This is a genomic window from Nocardiopsis potens DSM 45234, from assembly GCF_000341105.1.
Taxonomy (GTDB): domain Bacteria; phylum Actinomycetota; class Actinomycetes; order Streptosporangiales; family Streptosporangiaceae; genus Nocardiopsis_A; species Nocardiopsis_A potens.
The window spans coordinates 53,682-68,603 of record NZ_ANBB01000001.1 but is presented as its reverse complement, the minus strand read 5'-3'; the positions used below and the strand labels follow the sequence as shown (position 1 = coordinate 68,603).

The 14,922-nt window shown below is 76.2% G+C and carries 13 protein-coding genes; 9 read left to right on the top strand and 4 right to left on the bottom strand.

The window, feature by feature from the left end:
- The first annotated feature begins 92 nt into the window (after positions 1-92).
- A complete protein-coding gene (locus D459_RS0100265) occupies positions 93-707 on the top strand; it encodes a superoxide dismutase (RefSeq protein ID WP_017590973.1) in 615 nt (204 codons plus the stop codon).
- A 123-nt stretch (positions 708-830) separates the two neighbouring features.
- On the opposite strand, the gene D459_RS0100260 is transcribed toward D459_RS0100265, so the two are convergent.
- Entirely contained in the window at positions 831-1,505 is a 675-nt protein-coding gene (locus D459_RS0100260) for an HAD family hydrolase (RefSeq protein WP_017590972.1), read from the bottom strand.
- Positions 1,506-1,648: 143 nt separating this feature from the next.
- On the opposite strand from D459_RS0100260, the gene D459_RS0100255 reads away from it, so the two are divergent.
- A complete protein-coding gene (locus tag D459_RS0100255) occupies positions 1,649-3,640 on the top strand; it encodes a Xaa-Pro dipeptidyl-peptidase (protein WP_017590971.1) in 1,992 nt (663 codons plus the stop codon).
- A 300-nt stretch (positions 3,641-3,940) separates the two neighbouring features.
- Here the strand turns inward: D459_RS0100255 and D459_RS30270 are convergent, their stop codons facing one another.
- Together D459_RS30270 and D459_RS0100245 are read right to left on the bottom strand one after the other, a co-directional pair.
- On the bottom strand, positions 3,941-4,561 hold the full coding sequence (locus tag D459_RS30270; RefSeq protein WP_017590970.1) for a DUF4126 domain-containing protein: 621 nt from the start codon (positions 4,559-4,561) through the stop codon (positions 3,941-3,943).
- Between the two features lie 645 nt (positions 4,562-5,206).
- On the bottom strand, positions 5,207-5,461 hold the full coding sequence (locus D459_RS0100245; RefSeq protein ID WP_017590969.1) for a DUF2630 family protein: 255 nt from the start codon (positions 5,459-5,461) through the stop codon (positions 5,207-5,209).
- A gap of 216 nt (positions 5,462-5,677) precedes the next feature.
- Between D459_RS0100245 and D459_RS0100240 the strand changes: the two genes are divergently transcribed.
- The 6 genes from D459_RS0100240 (at position 5,678) to D459_RS0100215 (ending at position 11,020) form a co-directional block, all read left to right on the top strand.
- The gene (locus D459_RS0100240; RefSeq protein WP_017590968.1) at positions 5,678-7,174 is read left to right on the top strand and encodes an FGGY-family carbohydrate kinase; all 1,497 of its coding nucleotides are present in this window, start codon (positions 5,678-5,680) and stop codon (positions 7,172-7,174) included.
- Positions 7,171-7,803: a histidine phosphatase family protein gene (locus D459_RS0100235; protein ID WP_017590967.1), complete on the top strand. Its 633-nt coding sequence runs from the start codon at positions 7,171-7,173 to the stop codon at positions 7,801-7,803. The genes D459_RS0100240 and D459_RS0100235 overlap by 4 nt, the downstream gene beginning before the upstream one ends.
- A 312-nt stretch (positions 7,804-8,115) precedes the next feature.
- A complete protein-coding gene (locus D459_RS0100230) occupies positions 8,116-9,561 on the top strand; it encodes an FGGY-family carbohydrate kinase (protein ID WP_017590966.1) in 1,446 nt (481 codons plus the stop codon).
- Between the two features lie 65 nt (positions 9,562-9,626).
- Complete coding sequence (locus D459_RS0100225) at positions 9,627-10,286, top strand: class II aldolase/adducin family protein (protein ID WP_017590965.1); 660 nt, start codon at positions 9,627-9,629, stop codon at positions 10,284-10,286.
- A gap of 190 nt (positions 10,287-10,476) precedes the next feature.
- On the top strand, positions 10,477-10,764 hold the full coding sequence (locus D459_RS0100220) for a metal-sensitive transcriptional regulator (protein ID WP_017590964.1): 288 nt from the start codon (positions 10,477-10,479) through the stop codon (positions 10,762-10,764).
- A gap of 49 nt (positions 10,765-10,813) precedes the next feature.
- Entirely contained in the window at positions 10,814-11,020 is a 207-nt protein-coding gene (locus tag D459_RS0100215) for a heavy-metal-associated domain-containing protein (RefSeq protein ID WP_017590963.1), read from the top strand.
- A gap of 193 nt (positions 11,021-11,213) precedes the next feature.
- On the opposite strand, the gene D459_RS0100210 is transcribed toward D459_RS0100215, so the two are convergent.
- Positions 11,214-12,581, bottom strand: coding sequence for an NAD(P)/FAD-dependent oxidoreductase (locus tag D459_RS0100210; protein WP_394296688.1), 1,368 nt, complete (start codon positions 12,579-12,581; stop codon positions 11,214-11,216).
- Between the two features lie 355 nt (positions 12,582-12,936).
- On the opposite strand from D459_RS0100210, the gene D459_RS0100205 reads away from it, so the two are divergent.
- A complete protein-coding gene (locus tag D459_RS0100205; RefSeq protein ID WP_017590961.1) occupies positions 12,937-13,440 on the top strand; it encodes a hypothetical protein in 504 nt (167 codons plus the stop codon).
- The last annotated feature ends 1,482 nt before the right edge of the window (positions 13,441-14,922 follow it).

Sequence of the window (14,922 nt, the reverse complement as noted above, 5' to 3'; positions counted from 1 at the left end):
GAGGCCGCCTGGGCCTCTGCTGATAAGTTCGTGCCCAGCGGTTCGAGATCGCTCACAGCCAATCACCAGACGTGTCAAGGAAAGGTGCGTACATGTCCGCGCCCTACTCGCTTCCCGAGCTGCCCTACGACTACGCGGCGCTTGAGCCGTGGATCTCCGGGCAGATCATGGAGCTGCACCACGACAAGCACCACGCCGCCTACGTCGGCGGTGCCAACACGGCGCTGGAGAAGCTGGCCGAGGCCCGCGAGAAGGGCGACTTCGGCACCGTCAACATGCTGGAGAAGAACCTCGCGTTCAACCTCGCCGGCCACGTGAACCACACCGTGTTCTGGCCGAACCTGTCGCCGGACGGCGGCGACAAGCCCGAGGCCGAGCTCGCCGCGGCGATCGACGACCAGTTCGGCTCCTTCGACGCGTTCCGCGCGCACTTCAGCGCGGTCGCGACCGGCGTGCAGGGCTCCGGGTGGGCGATCCTCGCCTGGGACGCCCTCGGCCAGAAGCTGATCATCGAGCAGCTCTACGACCACCAGGGCAACCTGGCCGCCGGCTCCTACCCGCTGCTCATGCTGGACATGTGGGAGCACGCCTTCTACCTGCAGTACAAGAACGTGAAGGCGGACTACGTCAAGGCCTTCTGGAACGTCGTCAACTGGGCCGACGTGCAGAAGCGCTTCGACGACGCGCGCAAGGTCGTTCTCGGCTAGCACCCGCGGCGCACGGGTGGCGAGGGGGGCGGTGCCGGCCGGCACCGCCCCTCCCTGCGTTCCGCGGGCCCCGGCGCGGTCCGCGGCGGGCCCGGTCGGCCGCGGCGGGCCCGGCCGGCGGGCTCAGCCGGCCAGGAGGCGGACCGCCTCGGCGGGGGTGCCCACCACGGGGTGGCCGGTGGCCTCCAGCCGCTCCCGGCTCATCATGCCGCTCGCCACCAGCACCGCGCGGGCGCCGGCCTCCCGGGCGGCCCGGGCGTCGTCGTCGATGTCCCCGATGAGCACCACCGTCGCCGGGTCGATGCCCTGCCCGGTGAGGTGCTCGACGAGGTGCTCGGCCTTGGAGTCGGAGCGGGAGTCGTACTTGCGGCCGTCCACCCGGGTGAAGTGGCCGTCCAGGCCGCGCTCGGCGACCAGCGGCACCACGTGGCCGTGCGAGGCCATGGAGAGCAGCGACTGGGTCCCGCCGGTCCCGGCCCACTCGTGCAGCACGTCCGGTACGCCGTCGGCCAGCGGGCACCGGGGCAGCACCTGCATGTAGTGCCGGTCGTAGTCGTCGTTGATCCGCGCCCACAGCTCGGGGGCGATCGGCCTGCCGAGGTGCTCCTCGTAGCAGTCGAGCAGCGGGCGCCGGAAGACGGTCCGCCAGTAGTCCAGGTCGACGGGGGCGCGCCCGTGCGGTTCGCAGACCCGGTTCAGCGCGGTGAGGTTGGCGTGGTTGTCGTCGAGGAGGGTCCCGTTCCAGTCCCAGACGATGTGCCGGATCCCGTCCAGGTGTTCTGATCTGTTCTGTGCCACCCCCGCATGCTAGACGCCCCCTCATCCCATGGCGCCCCGGAGGGATCCGATCACCGGACGCGCACGGGGGACTCTGGACTCCGCGGGGCCGGTCGGGTGAGATTGCAGGGTCCTTGATCCCCCGCATCCCCGTGAGGAACCCCGTGCACGAGCGAGACCCCGAGCGGGCCCCGGCCCGCGCCGCGCTGCGCACCGGTGCGCTGGCGGCCGCCGCGCTGCTGGCCGGCGCCGGCCTGCCCGCCCCCGCCGCCGCGGACCAGGCGCCCGAGCTGTCCGTCGAGGACGGCCGCACCCAGCCGGTGTTCGACTACGCCGAGGCGATCTACCAGGAAGTGGACATCCCCACCGAGGCCGACAGCGACCGGGACGGCGAACCGGACACCGTGCGGCTGCGCCTGATGCGCCCCCGGGAGACCGAGGAGGGGCTGCGCGTCGCCACCGTGCTGGAGCCCAGCCCGTACTGGTCCGGGACGCACGAGGCCGACATGTACGAGGTCGACCTGGACGACGACGGCGCGGGCACGGTCCCGCGCGGCGGCCGGGGCTCCGGGTCCGCCGCGGCGATGGCCGCCGAGGTCGACGGGGAGGCGGGCCGGACCGGAAGCGGGCCCGCCACCATGCCGAACTACTACGACAACTACTTCCTGCCGCGCGGGTACGCGGTGGCGCAGCTGGACAGCCTGGGCAGCGGCGACTCCACCGGCTGCCCGACCAGCGGCGGGAGGAACGAGACGCTGGGCGTCACCGCCGCCGTGGACTGGCTGAACGGCCGGGTCTCCGGGCGCACCCCGGAGGGCGAGGAGGTGACCGCGGAGGACTGGTCCACCGGGGACGTCGCGATGACCGGCATCTCCTACAACGGCACGCTGCCGGTGGCCGCGGCGAGCAGCGGCGTGGAGGGGCTGCGCACCATCGTGCCGCAGGGCGCCATCTCCTCCTGGTACGACTACTACCGGGCCGGCGGCGGGGTGGTCGCCCCCGGCGGCTACCAGGGCGAGGACGCCGACGTGCTGGCGGAGGTGGTCTACACCCGCGCCGACGACCAGGTGTGCAGACCGGTCATCGACGAGGTCACCGCCGGCCAGGACCGGGAGAGCGGCGACTTCAACCGGTTCTGGGCCGAGCGCGACTACCGGCGGTCCGCCGGGGACTTCACCGCCAGCGTCTTCCTGGCGCACGGGCTCAACGACTGGAACGTCAAGACCGACCAGGCGCTCCGGCTCTGGGAGGAGCTGGGCGAGCACGGCGTCGAGCGCCGGCTCTGGCTGCACCAGGGCGGCCACAGCGACCCGATGAACCTGCGCATCGACACCTGGCTGGACCGGCTGCACGGCTGGTTCGACCACGAGCTGTACGGGATCGACAACGGCGCGGACCAGGGGCCGGCGGTCGACATCGAGCGCAGCGACCTGGTCTGGGACACCCAGGAGTCGTGGCCCGCGGAGGGCACCCGGACGGTGCGGCTGCGGCCGACCCCGGGCGGCGGCGACGGCGAGGGCGGGCTGGCCGCCAGCCGGCCCCGGCGCGGCGAGGTGGAGGGCTTCACCGACCGCGGGCGCACCGCGACCGCGGACGAGCTGGTCGCCTCGCCCGACGAGGGCTCCGACGGCGCCCTGGTCTACCGCACCGCCGAGCTCACCGAGGACGTGCGGGTCAGCGGCGTCCCCCGGGTCACCTTCCGCGCCTCGATGGACGGCGCGTCGCCCTACCTGACCGCGGTGCTGGTCGACTACGGCACCGACACCCGCGCCACCGGCCGGGTGCGGTACGACACCGAGACCGAGGTCTGCTACGGCGAGGGCGTCCCCGAGGACCCGGGCTGCACCTACCCGACGATGCACGTCACCGAGGAGAGCCCGTACAAGATCGTCACCCGGGGCTGGCTGGACGCCCGCAACCGCGGCTCGGAGTGGCGGCAGCGCCCGGTGGTCAGCGGCAAGGAGTACACCTTCTCCTGGGAGCTGCAGGCCCAGGACCACGTGTTCAAGAAGGGCCACCGGATCGGGATCGCGCTGATCTCCACCGACCACGACTACACCCAGCGCTACCCGTCCGGCACCGAGGTGGAGCTGGACACCGGCAAGGCCGTCGTCGAGCTCCCCGTCTCGACCGGCCGCGGGGCGCTGCAGGGCTGACCCCGGGGTCCGCCGCCCCGGCGCGGCGGACCCGGTGATCGCCGCGGGGCGCCCGGCCGGAACCCCCGGCCGGGCGCCCCGCGCGGGCGGAACCGGTCCCGGCGGCGCCCCCCGGGACCCGTTGGCTCGGGGCGGGCGCGGCCCGCCGCCGGAGCCGCCGGCGGGGTGCGCTCCTCCCCCGTGTTCAGGCGCGGTCGGGTGGGGCCGCCGGGCGGGCGTCCGATCGAGCGGCCGGGGCCGGCCCCTGCTCGGCGGCGCGGCCGGCCCGGGGCCGGGAGAGGGCCCCGCCGGGCCGCGGGCTCACCCGTCCGGCGGTCCGGCGGCGCCGGGGAGCCGCGGGGCCTCCGCCTCGCGCCGCTTCCTGCGGCGCCGGCGGCGCCAGGCCCAGACGCCCAGCCCCAGGGTGGCCGGGAGGACGATCAGCACCAGCACCGGGATCACGATGGCGACCACGGACATGAAGGCGCTGGTGATGTCCTCCAGGGTGCTCACCACCGGACCGCCGACGCCGAAGGTGACCGTGTTGAGGACCGGCCGCGCCGCGGCCTTCAGCAGGTGGAACACCAGGGCGATGAGCACCCCGGCGACGATCCCGCCCCACGAGGTGCCGTCGGCGGACTGCAGGTCGGGGGTGAAGGAGGTGCTCCCCGCGCCGAAGGTGATGCCGCCCGAGGTCGGCCGGACCACCGTCTGCACCACGTCGTTGACGCTGTCGACGGCGGGGACCTTGTCCGCGACCACCTCCAGCACCAGTAGCAGGCCGAGCAGGACCAGCGTCACCGGGTGCTCCAGCCACTGCCAGCCGCCCCCCAGGTCCAGCAGGCCGGTATAGCGGGAGAGGAGCCCCGCGAGGAGCAGCGGGATGTAGGCGTTCAAACCGGCGGCCGATGCGAGTCCGGCCCCGGACAGCGTTGCGAGCATTCCCCGTCTTCCCTTGGCCTTCCGCGCCGCTCGGCGCGGCGCGCCCGGCGGGCGCGCAGGGAGAGGTTACGGGAACCCGCCGACCGGCACCGTCCCGGACGGCCCGCCCGCGGTGGCCACAGGCGGCCGCGGAGCGGCGCCCCCGTTTCCCGCCGCCGGGACCGCTCCGCCGGAGCCCGGCCCGGCCGGGCGCTCCTCGCACCCCGGCCCCGGCCCTGGCGGCCCGTTCCTCCTCCACGGCGCCGCCCGATCCGCAGACCCCGCGCCCCTTCCGGACCCGCCGCAGGCCGCCCCCGGCCGCCCGGGGCCGCCGGCGGCCCGCCCGTCCCCGGCGGTCCCCTCATCCGGCCTTGCCACCGGACGCCGGACGCCTCCCCGATCGACCTGCGCGGACGCCGCCCTGTGCGCCGGCCGCGCGCGGAGCTTTCCCGGTACGGGCGGTCCGGGCGCGGGTGCGGGTCGAGCAGGTCGGCCGCGTGCGGACAGCGGCCCCGGGCCGCCGGCGGGGAAGGCCGCCGACGGCTCGAGGGGCTCCGTTCGGTCCCGCGGCTCGCCCTCCCCGGTCTCCGGGCCGCTCCCCGGGACCGGTCCCGGCGCGTGCGCGGTCGCGGAGGGCGGGGCATCGGCCGGCCCGGGACGGGGCGGTCAGCTCAAGTAGCCTTCGACCTCCTGGGCGGAGCGGACCCTCGGTTCCGGGGCCGCCTCTCCGTACTCCTCCCGGGCGCGGCGCTGCCGGAGGAGGTCCCAGCACTGGTCGAGTTCGGTGGCGACCTCGCGCATCCGGGCCCGCTCATCGGCGGTGAGGCGGTGCTCGCTCTGCTCGCGCAGAGCCCTCTCCTCCTGGACGAGTTCGCTGATCCGGCCGAAGATGTCCTTCTCCGCCCGCTTGTCGTCGTTCATGGGTCCCATGATCGGCGGGCCGCTGCGGAGCGGCAAGTGACCCCACCGGTGTCCGCGCAGGTCGGCGGGGTTCCGCCGGGCCCGCCGCGGGGTTCCCGAAAGCGCCGCGGGCGCGGCCGCCGCCCGTGTTGCGCCGCCCTCCGGGGCGCCGAGTAGGGTCGCCTCGAACCATCGACAATGAGAAGTTAACATTCTTCATAACACAAGGGGGTGGGCATGTCCGGTGCAGCGGACCCGCTGTGGGTCGGGATCGACATCGGGACCCAGGGGGTCAAGGCGGTCGCCGCCGCGTCCGACGGCGGCGTGGCCGGCCGCGGATCGGCGCCGCTGCGCAGCTCGCGCGGTGACGGCCGGCACGAGCAGGACCCCGAGGAGTGGTGGGCCGCCGCGGGCCGGGCCGCGCGCGAGGCGATGGCCGGGGCCGCCGGTCCGCGCCGGGTCGGGGCGGTCGCGGTCTGCGCCACCTCGGGCACCGCGCTGGTCGCGGACGCCCGGCTGGACCCGGTCGGGCCGGCGCTGATGTACGACGACGCGCGCGCCGCCGGCGCCGCCCCGGCCCTGGCCGCAGCCGTGGACGACGCGACCTGGGAGCGGGTCGGCTCCCGCCCCCAGCCGCACTGGGCGTTCGCCCGCATCGCCCACCTGGTGCGCACCGTCCTCCGCCCGGGGCGGGGCGATCTGGTGCTGCACCAGTCCGACTTCGTCAACGGCCGGCTCAACGGCGGCCCGGTGGCCGCCGACACCAGCCACGCGCTGAAGTCCGGCGCGGACCCGCTGGCCGCGGCCTGGCCGGGCCGGGTCGCCGCGGCCCTCGGCGCCCCGCCGGGCGCCCTGCCCGAGCTGGTCGCCCCGGGCACCGTGATCGGCTCGGTCTGCGCCGCGGCCGCCGGGCACACCGGCATCCCGGAGGGCACCCCGATCGTCGCGGGGATGACCGACGGGTGCGCCGCCCAGCTGGCGGCCGGCGCGCTCGAACCGGGCCGGTGGAACTCGGTGCTCGGCACCACGCTGGTCCTCAAGGGCGCCTCCGAGCACCGGATCGCCGACCCGGCGGCCGGCGTCTACAGCCACCGCTCCCCGGACGGCCGGTGGTGGCCCGGGGGCGCGTCCAGCTCCGGCGCGGGCGTGCTCACCGCCGCCTTCCCCGGCGCCGACCTGGCCGCCATGGACGCCGCCGCGGACCTGGAGCGCCCGGCCTCCGCGGTGGTCTACCCGCTGCCGGGGCGGGGCGAGCGGTTCCCCTTCACCGCGCCGGACGCGGCCGGGTTCACCCTCGGCGCGCCGCGCGACGAGGCCGACCGGTACGCCGCGACCCTGCAGGGCGTGGCGTTCCTGGAGCGGCTCTGCCTGGAGCGGCTGGCCGGGCTCGGCGCCGAGGTGCGCGGCGCGCTGCGGGTGACCGGCGGCGCGGTCGCCAGCCCGGCCTGGACCCGGCTCCGCGCCGACGTGCTCGGCCGGCCGCTGGAGGTCCCGGAGAGCGCCGAGCCGGCGTTCGGCATGGCGGTGCTGGCCGCCGCCTCCGACACACCGCTCTCCGAGGCGGTGGCGCGGATGGTGCGCGTCCGGTCCAGAGTGGAACCGCGCCCGGAGGTGGGCGAGCGCCTGCTGGGCTCCTACCGGCGCCTGGTGCGGGAGCTGGCGGAGCGGGGGTGGACCGCCGGGGCCGGGGAGCCCGCGGCGGTGCGGACGGCGAACGGGAGGGGTGTCCGATGACGGAGGCGGCCGAGCTGATCGTGGTGCGCCACGGCGAGACGGTGTGGCACGCGGAGAACCGGTACGCGGGGTCCAGCGACATCGCGCTGACCCCGGCCGGCGAGGAGCAGGCCGCCGCGCTGGCCCGCTGGGCCGCCGGGGCCGGGCTGAGCGCGGTGCACTGCTCCACCCTGTCCCGGGCCGAGCGCACCGCCGGGCCGGCGGGGCGGGCGGCGGGCCTGCCGGTCACCGCCGACCCGCGCCTGGTGGAGCAGGACTTCGGCGACGGCGAGGGGCTGACCGCGCAGGAGATGCGCGAGCGGCTGGACGGCGCGCGGGAGCGGTTCGAGACGGACCCGTTCCGCAACCCCCTCCCCGGTTCCGAGGACCCGGTGGAGGTGGTCGGGCGGGCCCGGGCCGCGCTGGCCGACGCCGCCCTGGCCGGGGCGGGCGGCAGGGTGCTGGTGGTGGCGCACGGGACGCTGATCCGGCTGGCCCTGTGCTCGCTGCTCGGCATCGACCTGGGCCGGTACCGCCGCGCGTTCCCGAAGGTGGGCAACTGCCGCGGCGCCCGGCTGCGCTGGCGCGGGGACGGCGACGTCGGCCTGCTCTCCTTCAACGAGGAGCTGGCCGCGCCGCCGGCGGGCTGACCGGGCGCCCCGGCCGGGCCGCGCGGCGGTCCGGCCGGGGCCGCTCCCCTCGCCCCCTTGACGGGGCATGACATATAACCGTAAAAAATGATAAGAAAACATTCTCAGATGTTAAATCCACGCTCCCGCGTGGTTTCCCATGCCGCCTCCCCACTGTTCCGCGCGTCCCGCGGGCGCTCCGCCGAGCCGCCCGCCGGGTAGCCGCCGGCCCGGCGGGAGGCTGAGGAGGCTCGATGGCGCACCCCCGGACCCCCGTCCCCCCGCTCCCCCGCGGCCGCTCCGGCCGGCCGGCCTGAGAGCGGGGCGCGGCGCATGTACATCGGAGTGGACATCGGCACCTCCCTGACCAAGGCGGTCGCCTTCGACGCCGAGGGGCGCGAGGCCGGCACCGAATCGGTCTCCACCCGGCTGCTGCACCCCGGCCCCGGGCGGGTGGAGCAGGACCCCGACGAGGTGTTCGCCTCGGTCGGCACCGTGGTCGGGCGGCTCGCCGCCCGGCTGAGCGAGCCGGTCCTGCTGCTCGCGCTGACCGGGCAGGGCGACGGGCTGTGGCTGCTGGACGACCGGGGGCGCCCCACCCGCACCGCGCTGTCCTGGATGGACGGCCGGGCCGCCGACCTGATCCGGCGCTGGGAGGCCGCCGGCGTCCCGGACGAGGTGTTCCGCGCCACCGGCAACACCCTCTTCCCCGGCGCCCCGGCCGCCCTACTGGCCTGGCTGGACGCCGAGGACCCCGGCGAACTGGACCGGGCGGCGACCGCCGGCTACTGCAAGGACATGGTCTTCCAGCGGCTCACCGGGGTGCGCGCCACCGACCCCTCCGACGCCTCGCTCCCGTTCGGCGGCGGACCGGACGGCTACAGCTCCGCGGCGCTGCGCGCCACCGGCCTGGAGCACCGGGCCGGCCTGCTCGCCCCGGTGCACGACGGGCCGCCCGCCGCCCCGCTGACCGCGGCCGGCGCCGAGGCCGTCGGTCTGCCCGCGGGCACCCCGGTCACCTCCGGCCCGTTCGACCTGCCGGCCTGCGCCCGCGGCTCCGGCGTGCGGCGGCCCGGCGACGGGATGGTCATCATCGGCACCACCCTGGCCTGCCAGGTGGCCCGGGAGAAGGCGCAGACCACCGGGGAGCCCTCGGGCATGTCCCTGGCCACCGGCGGCGGCGCCCACCTGCGGGCGATGCCCGCGATGGTCGGCACCGCCGGCCTGGACTGGGCGCTGCGCACCACCGGGCGGAGCATCGGCGACCTGGAGGAGCTGCTGGCCGGGTCCCCGCCGGGGGCCCGGGGCGTGCACATGCTGCCCTACCTGGCGCCCTCCGGCGAGCGGGCCCCGTTCGTGGACCCGTTCGCCCGGGGCGAGATCGGCGGGCTCAGCCTGCACCACGGGCCCGCCGACGTGGTGCGGGCGCTGTGCGAGGGCATCGCCTACGCCGCCCGGCACTGCCTGGAGGCGGCCGGGCTCGACGGCGAGCTGGTGCTGTGCGGCGGCGGATCGCGCAGCCCGCAGTGGGTCGAGGTGTTCTCCGGGGTGATGGGCGTGCCGGTGACGGTGAAGGCCGGCGCGCAGGTGGGGGCGCGCGGCGCGGTGCTGGCCGGGCTGGCCGCCGTCGGCGAGCCGGCCGACGAGGAGGCCTGGACCCGGACGCCGCGCTCGGCCGCCCCCGACCCGGAGTCGGTCCGGCTGTACCAGGAGGGCTACCTCCGCTACCGCGACCACCTGGACGCGGTGCGCCCGCTGTGGGCCGGGGGCGCCCGGTGAGCGGGACCGGAACAGGACGAGCGGCCCGGCGCGCGGGCGCCGCGGCGGAGAGGACGGAGGCGCCGATGCGCTGCGAGCAGGAGCGGCGGGCGGTGGTGGACGCGGCCCGGACACTGGTGGCCGAAGGGCTGGTGGTCGGGACCGCGGGCAACGTGAGCGTGCGCACCGGCGCCGGGGAGGACGCGCTGGTCGCCGTCACCCCCAGCGGCCTGGACTACGCGGCGATGACCCCGGACCTGGTCGGGCTGCACCGGCAGGACGGGACGGCGGTGGACGCGCCGCTGGCGCCGACCAGCGAGATGGGCATGCACCTGGAGGTCTACGCCCGGACCGGGGCCCGCGCGGTGGTGCACACCCACTCCCCCTCGGCCGCGGCGCTGTCGGTCCTGGTGGAGGAGGTCCCGCCGGTCCACTACTACCTGGCGCTGTTCGGCGGCCGGGTGCCGGTGGTCGGCTACGCCCCCTACGGCTCCGCCGAGCTGGCCGGGGCCGCGGCCGACGCGCTGGAGGGGGCCGGCGGCTGCCTGCTGGGCAACCACGGCGCGGTGACCGTCGGCGCCGACCTGGGCCAGGCCCTGGAGCGCGCGCGGCACCTGGAGTGGCTGTGCGAGGTCTCGCTGCGGGTGCTGGGCGCGGGCCGCCCCTTCCGGGCGCTGTCCGCCGAGGAGATGGCCGAGGTGGGCGCGCGGATCGGCGGCTACGGCCAGCGGCCGCCGGAGCGGTAGCGGCCGCGCGGCGGCTCTGTTCCACCCGGCCCGTTCTGCCCCGATACTCGAGGGGTGCCCCGTCCGCGGGGCGCCCCTCGTCCGCGTCCCCGGCGGGCGCCGCCGGGAATCCCGGCGAACCGCCGGTGGTTATATACCGGCAGGGGGTATATTGATGGCTGCGGAACCAGAAGACCAGGGGAGCACCCGGATGGCGACCTACGGCTACCACGACGACAAGCAGAGCCACATCAACCGGCTGCGCAGGATCGAAGGCCAGGTCCGGGGCTTGCAGCGGATGGTCGAGGAGGACGAGTACTGCATCGACATCCTCACCCAGACCGCCGCGGTGAACAAGGCGCTGCGCTCTTTCGCCCTCTCCATGCTCGACGAGCACCTCAAGCACTGTGTCGGGCACGCCGTCGCCAGCGGCGGCGAGGAGGCCGATGAGAAGGTGCGCGAGGCCTCCGAGGCGATCGCGCGCCTGGTGCGCTCCTGATCGAAGGGCCCCGATACCAGGCAGACGGCAACGGAAAGGGAGGCCGCCAGTGGCAGCCACCACCATCACGGTCACCGGCATGACCTGCGAGCACTGCGTCCGCTCGGTGAAGGAGGAGGTCTCGGAGATCCCCGGGGTCACCTCCGTCGAGGTCGACCTCGGCAGCGGCCGGGTGGACATCGCGAGCAGCGAGCCGATCCCGGACGAGCGGCTCAAGGCCGCGATCGACGAGGCCGGCTACGAGATCGCCGGCTGAGTCCCGCAGCAGGGAAGTGGGAGAGAGGGAGGGGCGGGGCCCCTCCCTCCTCCGTTCCCGCCCGCGCGGAGCAGGCGCACGGGTCCCTCTCAGGGCCGGCTCCGGTGCGGACGGGGACCCATAGTCCGTGCGGCAGCGCGGAGCCGGCCTCCGGTCGGGGGGCGGCCTCGGGCACCGCCTTCCCGCCGGGCTTTCACTCGCCCCGGGTCAGCCGGGCGGCCTCCTTCTTGACCGCGTCGGCCGCCAGGTAGTGGTCCTGTTCGATGTCGACGAAGGCCGACGGCTTGCCGTGGTGGAAGCCGAGGCGGGCGACCTCCCCGCCGAGCAGGGTGTCGATCGCCCAGTTGGCCAGCACCCGGGCCCGGGACGGCGCCGAGGGGACCGCCATCAGGTGGTAGGCGCGGGTCACGCCGAGCGCCGGCAGCCCGGTCAGCTCGTAGCCCAGCGGCCGGGCCAGCGCGTCCTTGCCGCTCAGGTCGACGACGAGCCCCAGGTCCTTGTGGTGGAACTCGTGCAGCGGGCGGCCGAGCAGCGAGGAGACGACGTTGTCCGCGGCGACCGCCCCCTGCCGCTGCGCGTACTGCGCGGTGGGCGGGCAGTACCGCCCCTCCTCCCTGGACAGGTCGGGGACGGCCGCCCCGTCGCCCAGCGCGAAGACCCCGGGCAGACCCGGCGCGGCCATGTCCGGGCCGACCACCAGCCGACCCCGGTCCACCTCGCCGCCGAGCCCGCCCATCAGCGGACTGGGCGTGGTCCCCGCGGTCCAGATGAGGGTGCGGCAGGGCAGCACCCGGCCGTCGGTCAGCGTCACCCGGGTCTCGGTGACCTCCTTGACCGAGACCCCCAGCTTGACCTCGATGCCCATGCCGCGCAGCAGGTCCAGCGCCTCGTCGCCGAGCTTGGGGCCGAGCTCGGGCAGGATGTGCGGGGCGACGTCGACCAGGTGCCAGCTGATCAGCGGGCGCAGCTCCGGGTAGCGGCGCGCCATGTCCTGGGTGAGCCGCTCCAGCGCGGCCGCCGTCTCGGTGCCGCTGTAGCCGCCGCCCACCACGATGAACCGGCAGCGCTCCTCCCGCTCCACCGGGTCGTGGCTGGCGTTGGCCAGCTCCAGCTGGGCCAGCACGTGGTCGCGGAGGACCACCGCCTCGGCGAGGTTCTTGTTGCCGAAGGCGTGGTCGCGGAGCCCCGGGATGTCGAAGGCCCGGGTGAGGCTGCCGGGCGCCAGCACCAGGCGGTCGTAGCGCTGGTGGGTGAACTCGCCGTTGATCTTCTCGATCACCACCACCCGCTCCTCGGTGTCCACCCCCACCGCGGTTCCGGGCACCATCCGGGTGCGGCGCAGCACCCGGTTCAGCGACACCGCCACCGACTGCGGCGTGAGCAGCCCGGACGCCACCTGCGGGAGCAGCGGGCTGTAGAGCATGTAGTCGTTGGGAGCGACGAGGACGATCTCGGCCGCTCCGCGCGGGACGCGCCGCTCCAGCCTGCGCAGCGTGTGCAGGCCGGCGAACCCGGCGCCGATCACCACGATCCTCGGACGTGCCGTACTGGGACGTGCCATGGTCGTACCTCCCCCTTCGGCCGCCCGGCACCGCCCCGGCGTCCGCCCGGCGGCAGGCGCCGACGCGGCGGCCCCGTCTCAGGGACGGGCTGCCCGGTCCGCCTTGCCCCAAACGTAGCCCCGGGCGGGGCCGGCGCCCCGGGGACGCGCCCGGACCAGGCCCTCCTTTGGCCGGGGATTTGCCTTCCGCCCGGATTCCGATATCCGGCGCCCGTGTGGCGCTGACCCTGAGAGAAATCACAGATAGTTAGGCTTGTGCACCAGAGCGTGATCGACGGCTCGGGATCCCGTCGTCCCCGTGAACGCCGGGCCCCGAGACCGGGCGAGACGTCGTCGACCCGAGGAAGGAAAGACCATGCACCGTGCCAGCAAGGCGGCGGCCGTCGTCCTCATGACCGGTGGTCTCGTCGGAGCGGGGTTCGCCTCCTCCGCGGCGGCCGCCGCGCCGCCCGACCCCGAACTGCGCGAAGCCATCGCCGCGGTCTGCGCGGCCGCCGGGAGCGGCGCCCAGGAGAGCACCGGGTCCGCGGCGAGCCCGCCGGAGAACCCGGTGGCCGGAGCCCAGGACCCCGAGCCGAAGCCCCCGGAGGGGCAGCTGCCCGAGGCCCCCGGGGAGGCCCCCGCGGAGCTCCCCGAAGGCCCCGGCGAGGCGCCCGCGGAAGTCCCTGCGGAGGTCCCCGCGGAAGAGGGGGCGCCGCTGCCCGGGGCTCCCGGCGAGACCTCCGAGGTTCCGCCCGGCAGCCCGCAGGCGGCCCCGGCCGCGAGCGTGGACGCCGAGGTCGAGCGCCTCTGCGACCTGGCCGCGGAGAAGAAGCTCCTGGACGTGGAGTCCGCCCCGGCGGCTCCCGGTCGGGGCTGAACCGGGAACCGGCGGCCGGCTCGCGCTCCGCGGGCCGGCCGCCGGCCTTTTCCCTTTCCTCGGCCCCCCGCGCCCCAGCACGCGATGACCTCGGCGCTGCGGCCCGGTCAGAGCGCTTGCCGTCAAGTGGCCGTTGTAACGAGGAACCCGGGAGGGGCGAGGGGTGAGGGGCCGGAAGTGCCCCGACCGAGCGCCTCACCCGAGCGCGACGCCCCACGGGGCGGAGGTTCAAGCGGGCGGCGAGGGCGGGAGGGGGACCGGCCGGTCGGTCGGGCGCGGCGCATCGCGGAGCGAAGGTTCAAGCAGCGGCGACGGCAGCGGTGGGGGCGGGGCGGAGGCGGTCGCCCGGGCGCGGCGCCTCGCGGAGCGAAGGTTCAGACCGGCGGCGACGGCGGCGGTGGGGACCGGCCGGTCGGTCGAGTGCGGCGTCTCGCGGAGCGGAGGTCAAGACGGGCGGCGACGGCAGCGGTAGGGGCGTGGCCGGGCGCTCCGGCCGGGCGCGAGCTCCACGAGGTGAGGGTTCAAGCAGGCGGCGAGGGCGGTGGTGGGCACCGGCCGGTCGGTCGGGTGCGGCAGAGCGGGTGGGGGCGGTCGGGGTGGGCCGGGGTGGCGGGTTCGCCGTTCCCGCGTTGCCTCGGGCGCCGGGGCCGGCTGCCGGGCAACCACCGCACCTCCCTGACCTGGGTGAATACGGAGGGTGATGGCAGGGTAGGGCGCCCTGCGCACCGCGAGAGCACCCCGGGGATTCCCGGGCGCGCATCCCGGCCCGGATCGGCCCCCGGGAGGCCTGAATCGCCCTGATCGGGCCGGTGTTCGGGGGTTCGAGCCGCCCGGAAGATCGGGATGCAGGGGGCCGGAACCCGGGAAGGGGCGGTACGGGGGCGAGATGTCGCTTTTGCCCTGCCAGGAGGGCCCGCCTTGGCCACTCTGGGTGACCAGGGAGAGGGCGACGGGGGCCTCAGGGATTACTACTCGCTGGTAGATGTCATCGGGGTGCTCTCGCAGTGCGCAGGGCGCCCCCACCCCTGCCCGACCCTCGCCGAAAACCCGGCATACGGGATATGACCACCCCCGGTGGGAGCACGTGCCGAAGCTGGCCGGTGAACGCGGCGCCCGGCCCCCTCCCCGCCCCCGCCGTCCGCTTGAACCCCCGCCCCGTGAGGCGCCGCGCCCGGGTGAGGCGCCCGGCCCCGTCCCTACCGCTGCCGTCGCCGCCCGTCTGGACCTTCGCTCTGCGGGGCGCCGCGCCCGACCGGCCGGCCGGTCCCCTCGCTGCCGCCGTCGCCGCCTGCCTGAACCCCGGCCCCGTGGGGCGCCGCGCCCGGGTGAGGCGCCCGGCCCCGCCCCTACCGCCGCCGTCGCCGCCCGTCTGGACCTTCGCTCCGCGATGCGCCGCGCCCGACCGGCCGGTCCCCCTCCCGCCCTCGCCGCCCGCTTGAACCCCCGCCCCGTGGAACGCCGCGCCCGGGCGATCGCCTCCGC

What these genes read in the sequence shown, in the direction of transcription:
- D459_RS0100265 (WP_017590973.1), top strand. Translation starts at nt 93, where the DNA reads ATGTCCGCGCCCTACTCGCTTCCCGAGCTGCCCTACGACTACGCGGCG.
- D459_RS30270 (WP_017590970.1), bottom strand. Translation starts at nt 4,561, where the DNA reads ATGCTCGCAACGCTGTCCGGGGCCGGACTCGCATCGGCCGCCGGTTTG.
- D459_RS0100245 (WP_017590969.1), bottom strand. Translation starts at nt 5,461, where the DNA reads ATGAACGACGACAAGCGGGCGGAGAAGGACATCTTCGGCCGGATCAGC.
- D459_RS0100240 (WP_017590968.1), top strand. Translation starts at nt 5,678, where the DNA reads ATGTCCGGTGCAGCGGACCCGCTGTGGGTCGGGATCGACATCGGGACC.
- D459_RS0100235 (WP_017590967.1), top strand. Translation starts at nt 7,171, where the DNA reads ATGACGGAGGCGGCCGAGCTGATCGTGGTGCGCCACGGCGAGACGGTG.
- D459_RS0100230 (WP_017590966.1), top strand. Translation starts at nt 8,116, where the DNA reads ATGTACATCGGAGTGGACATCGGCACCTCCCTGACCAAGGCGGTCGCC.
- D459_RS0100225 (WP_017590965.1), top strand. Translation starts at nt 9,627, where the DNA reads ATGCGCTGCGAGCAGGAGCGGCGGGCGGTGGTGGACGCGGCCCGGACA.
- D459_RS0100220 (WP_017590964.1), top strand. Translation starts at nt 10,477, where the DNA reads ATGGCGACCTACGGCTACCACGACGACAAGCAGAGCCACATCAACCGG.
- D459_RS0100210 (WP_394296688.1), bottom strand. Translation starts at nt 12,581, where the DNA reads ATGGCACGTCCCAGTACGGCACGTCCGAGGATCGTGGTGATCGGCGCC.
- D459_RS0100205 (WP_017590961.1), top strand. Translation starts at nt 12,937, where the DNA reads ATGCACCGTGCCAGCAAGGCGGCGGCCGTCGTCCTCATGACCGGTGGT.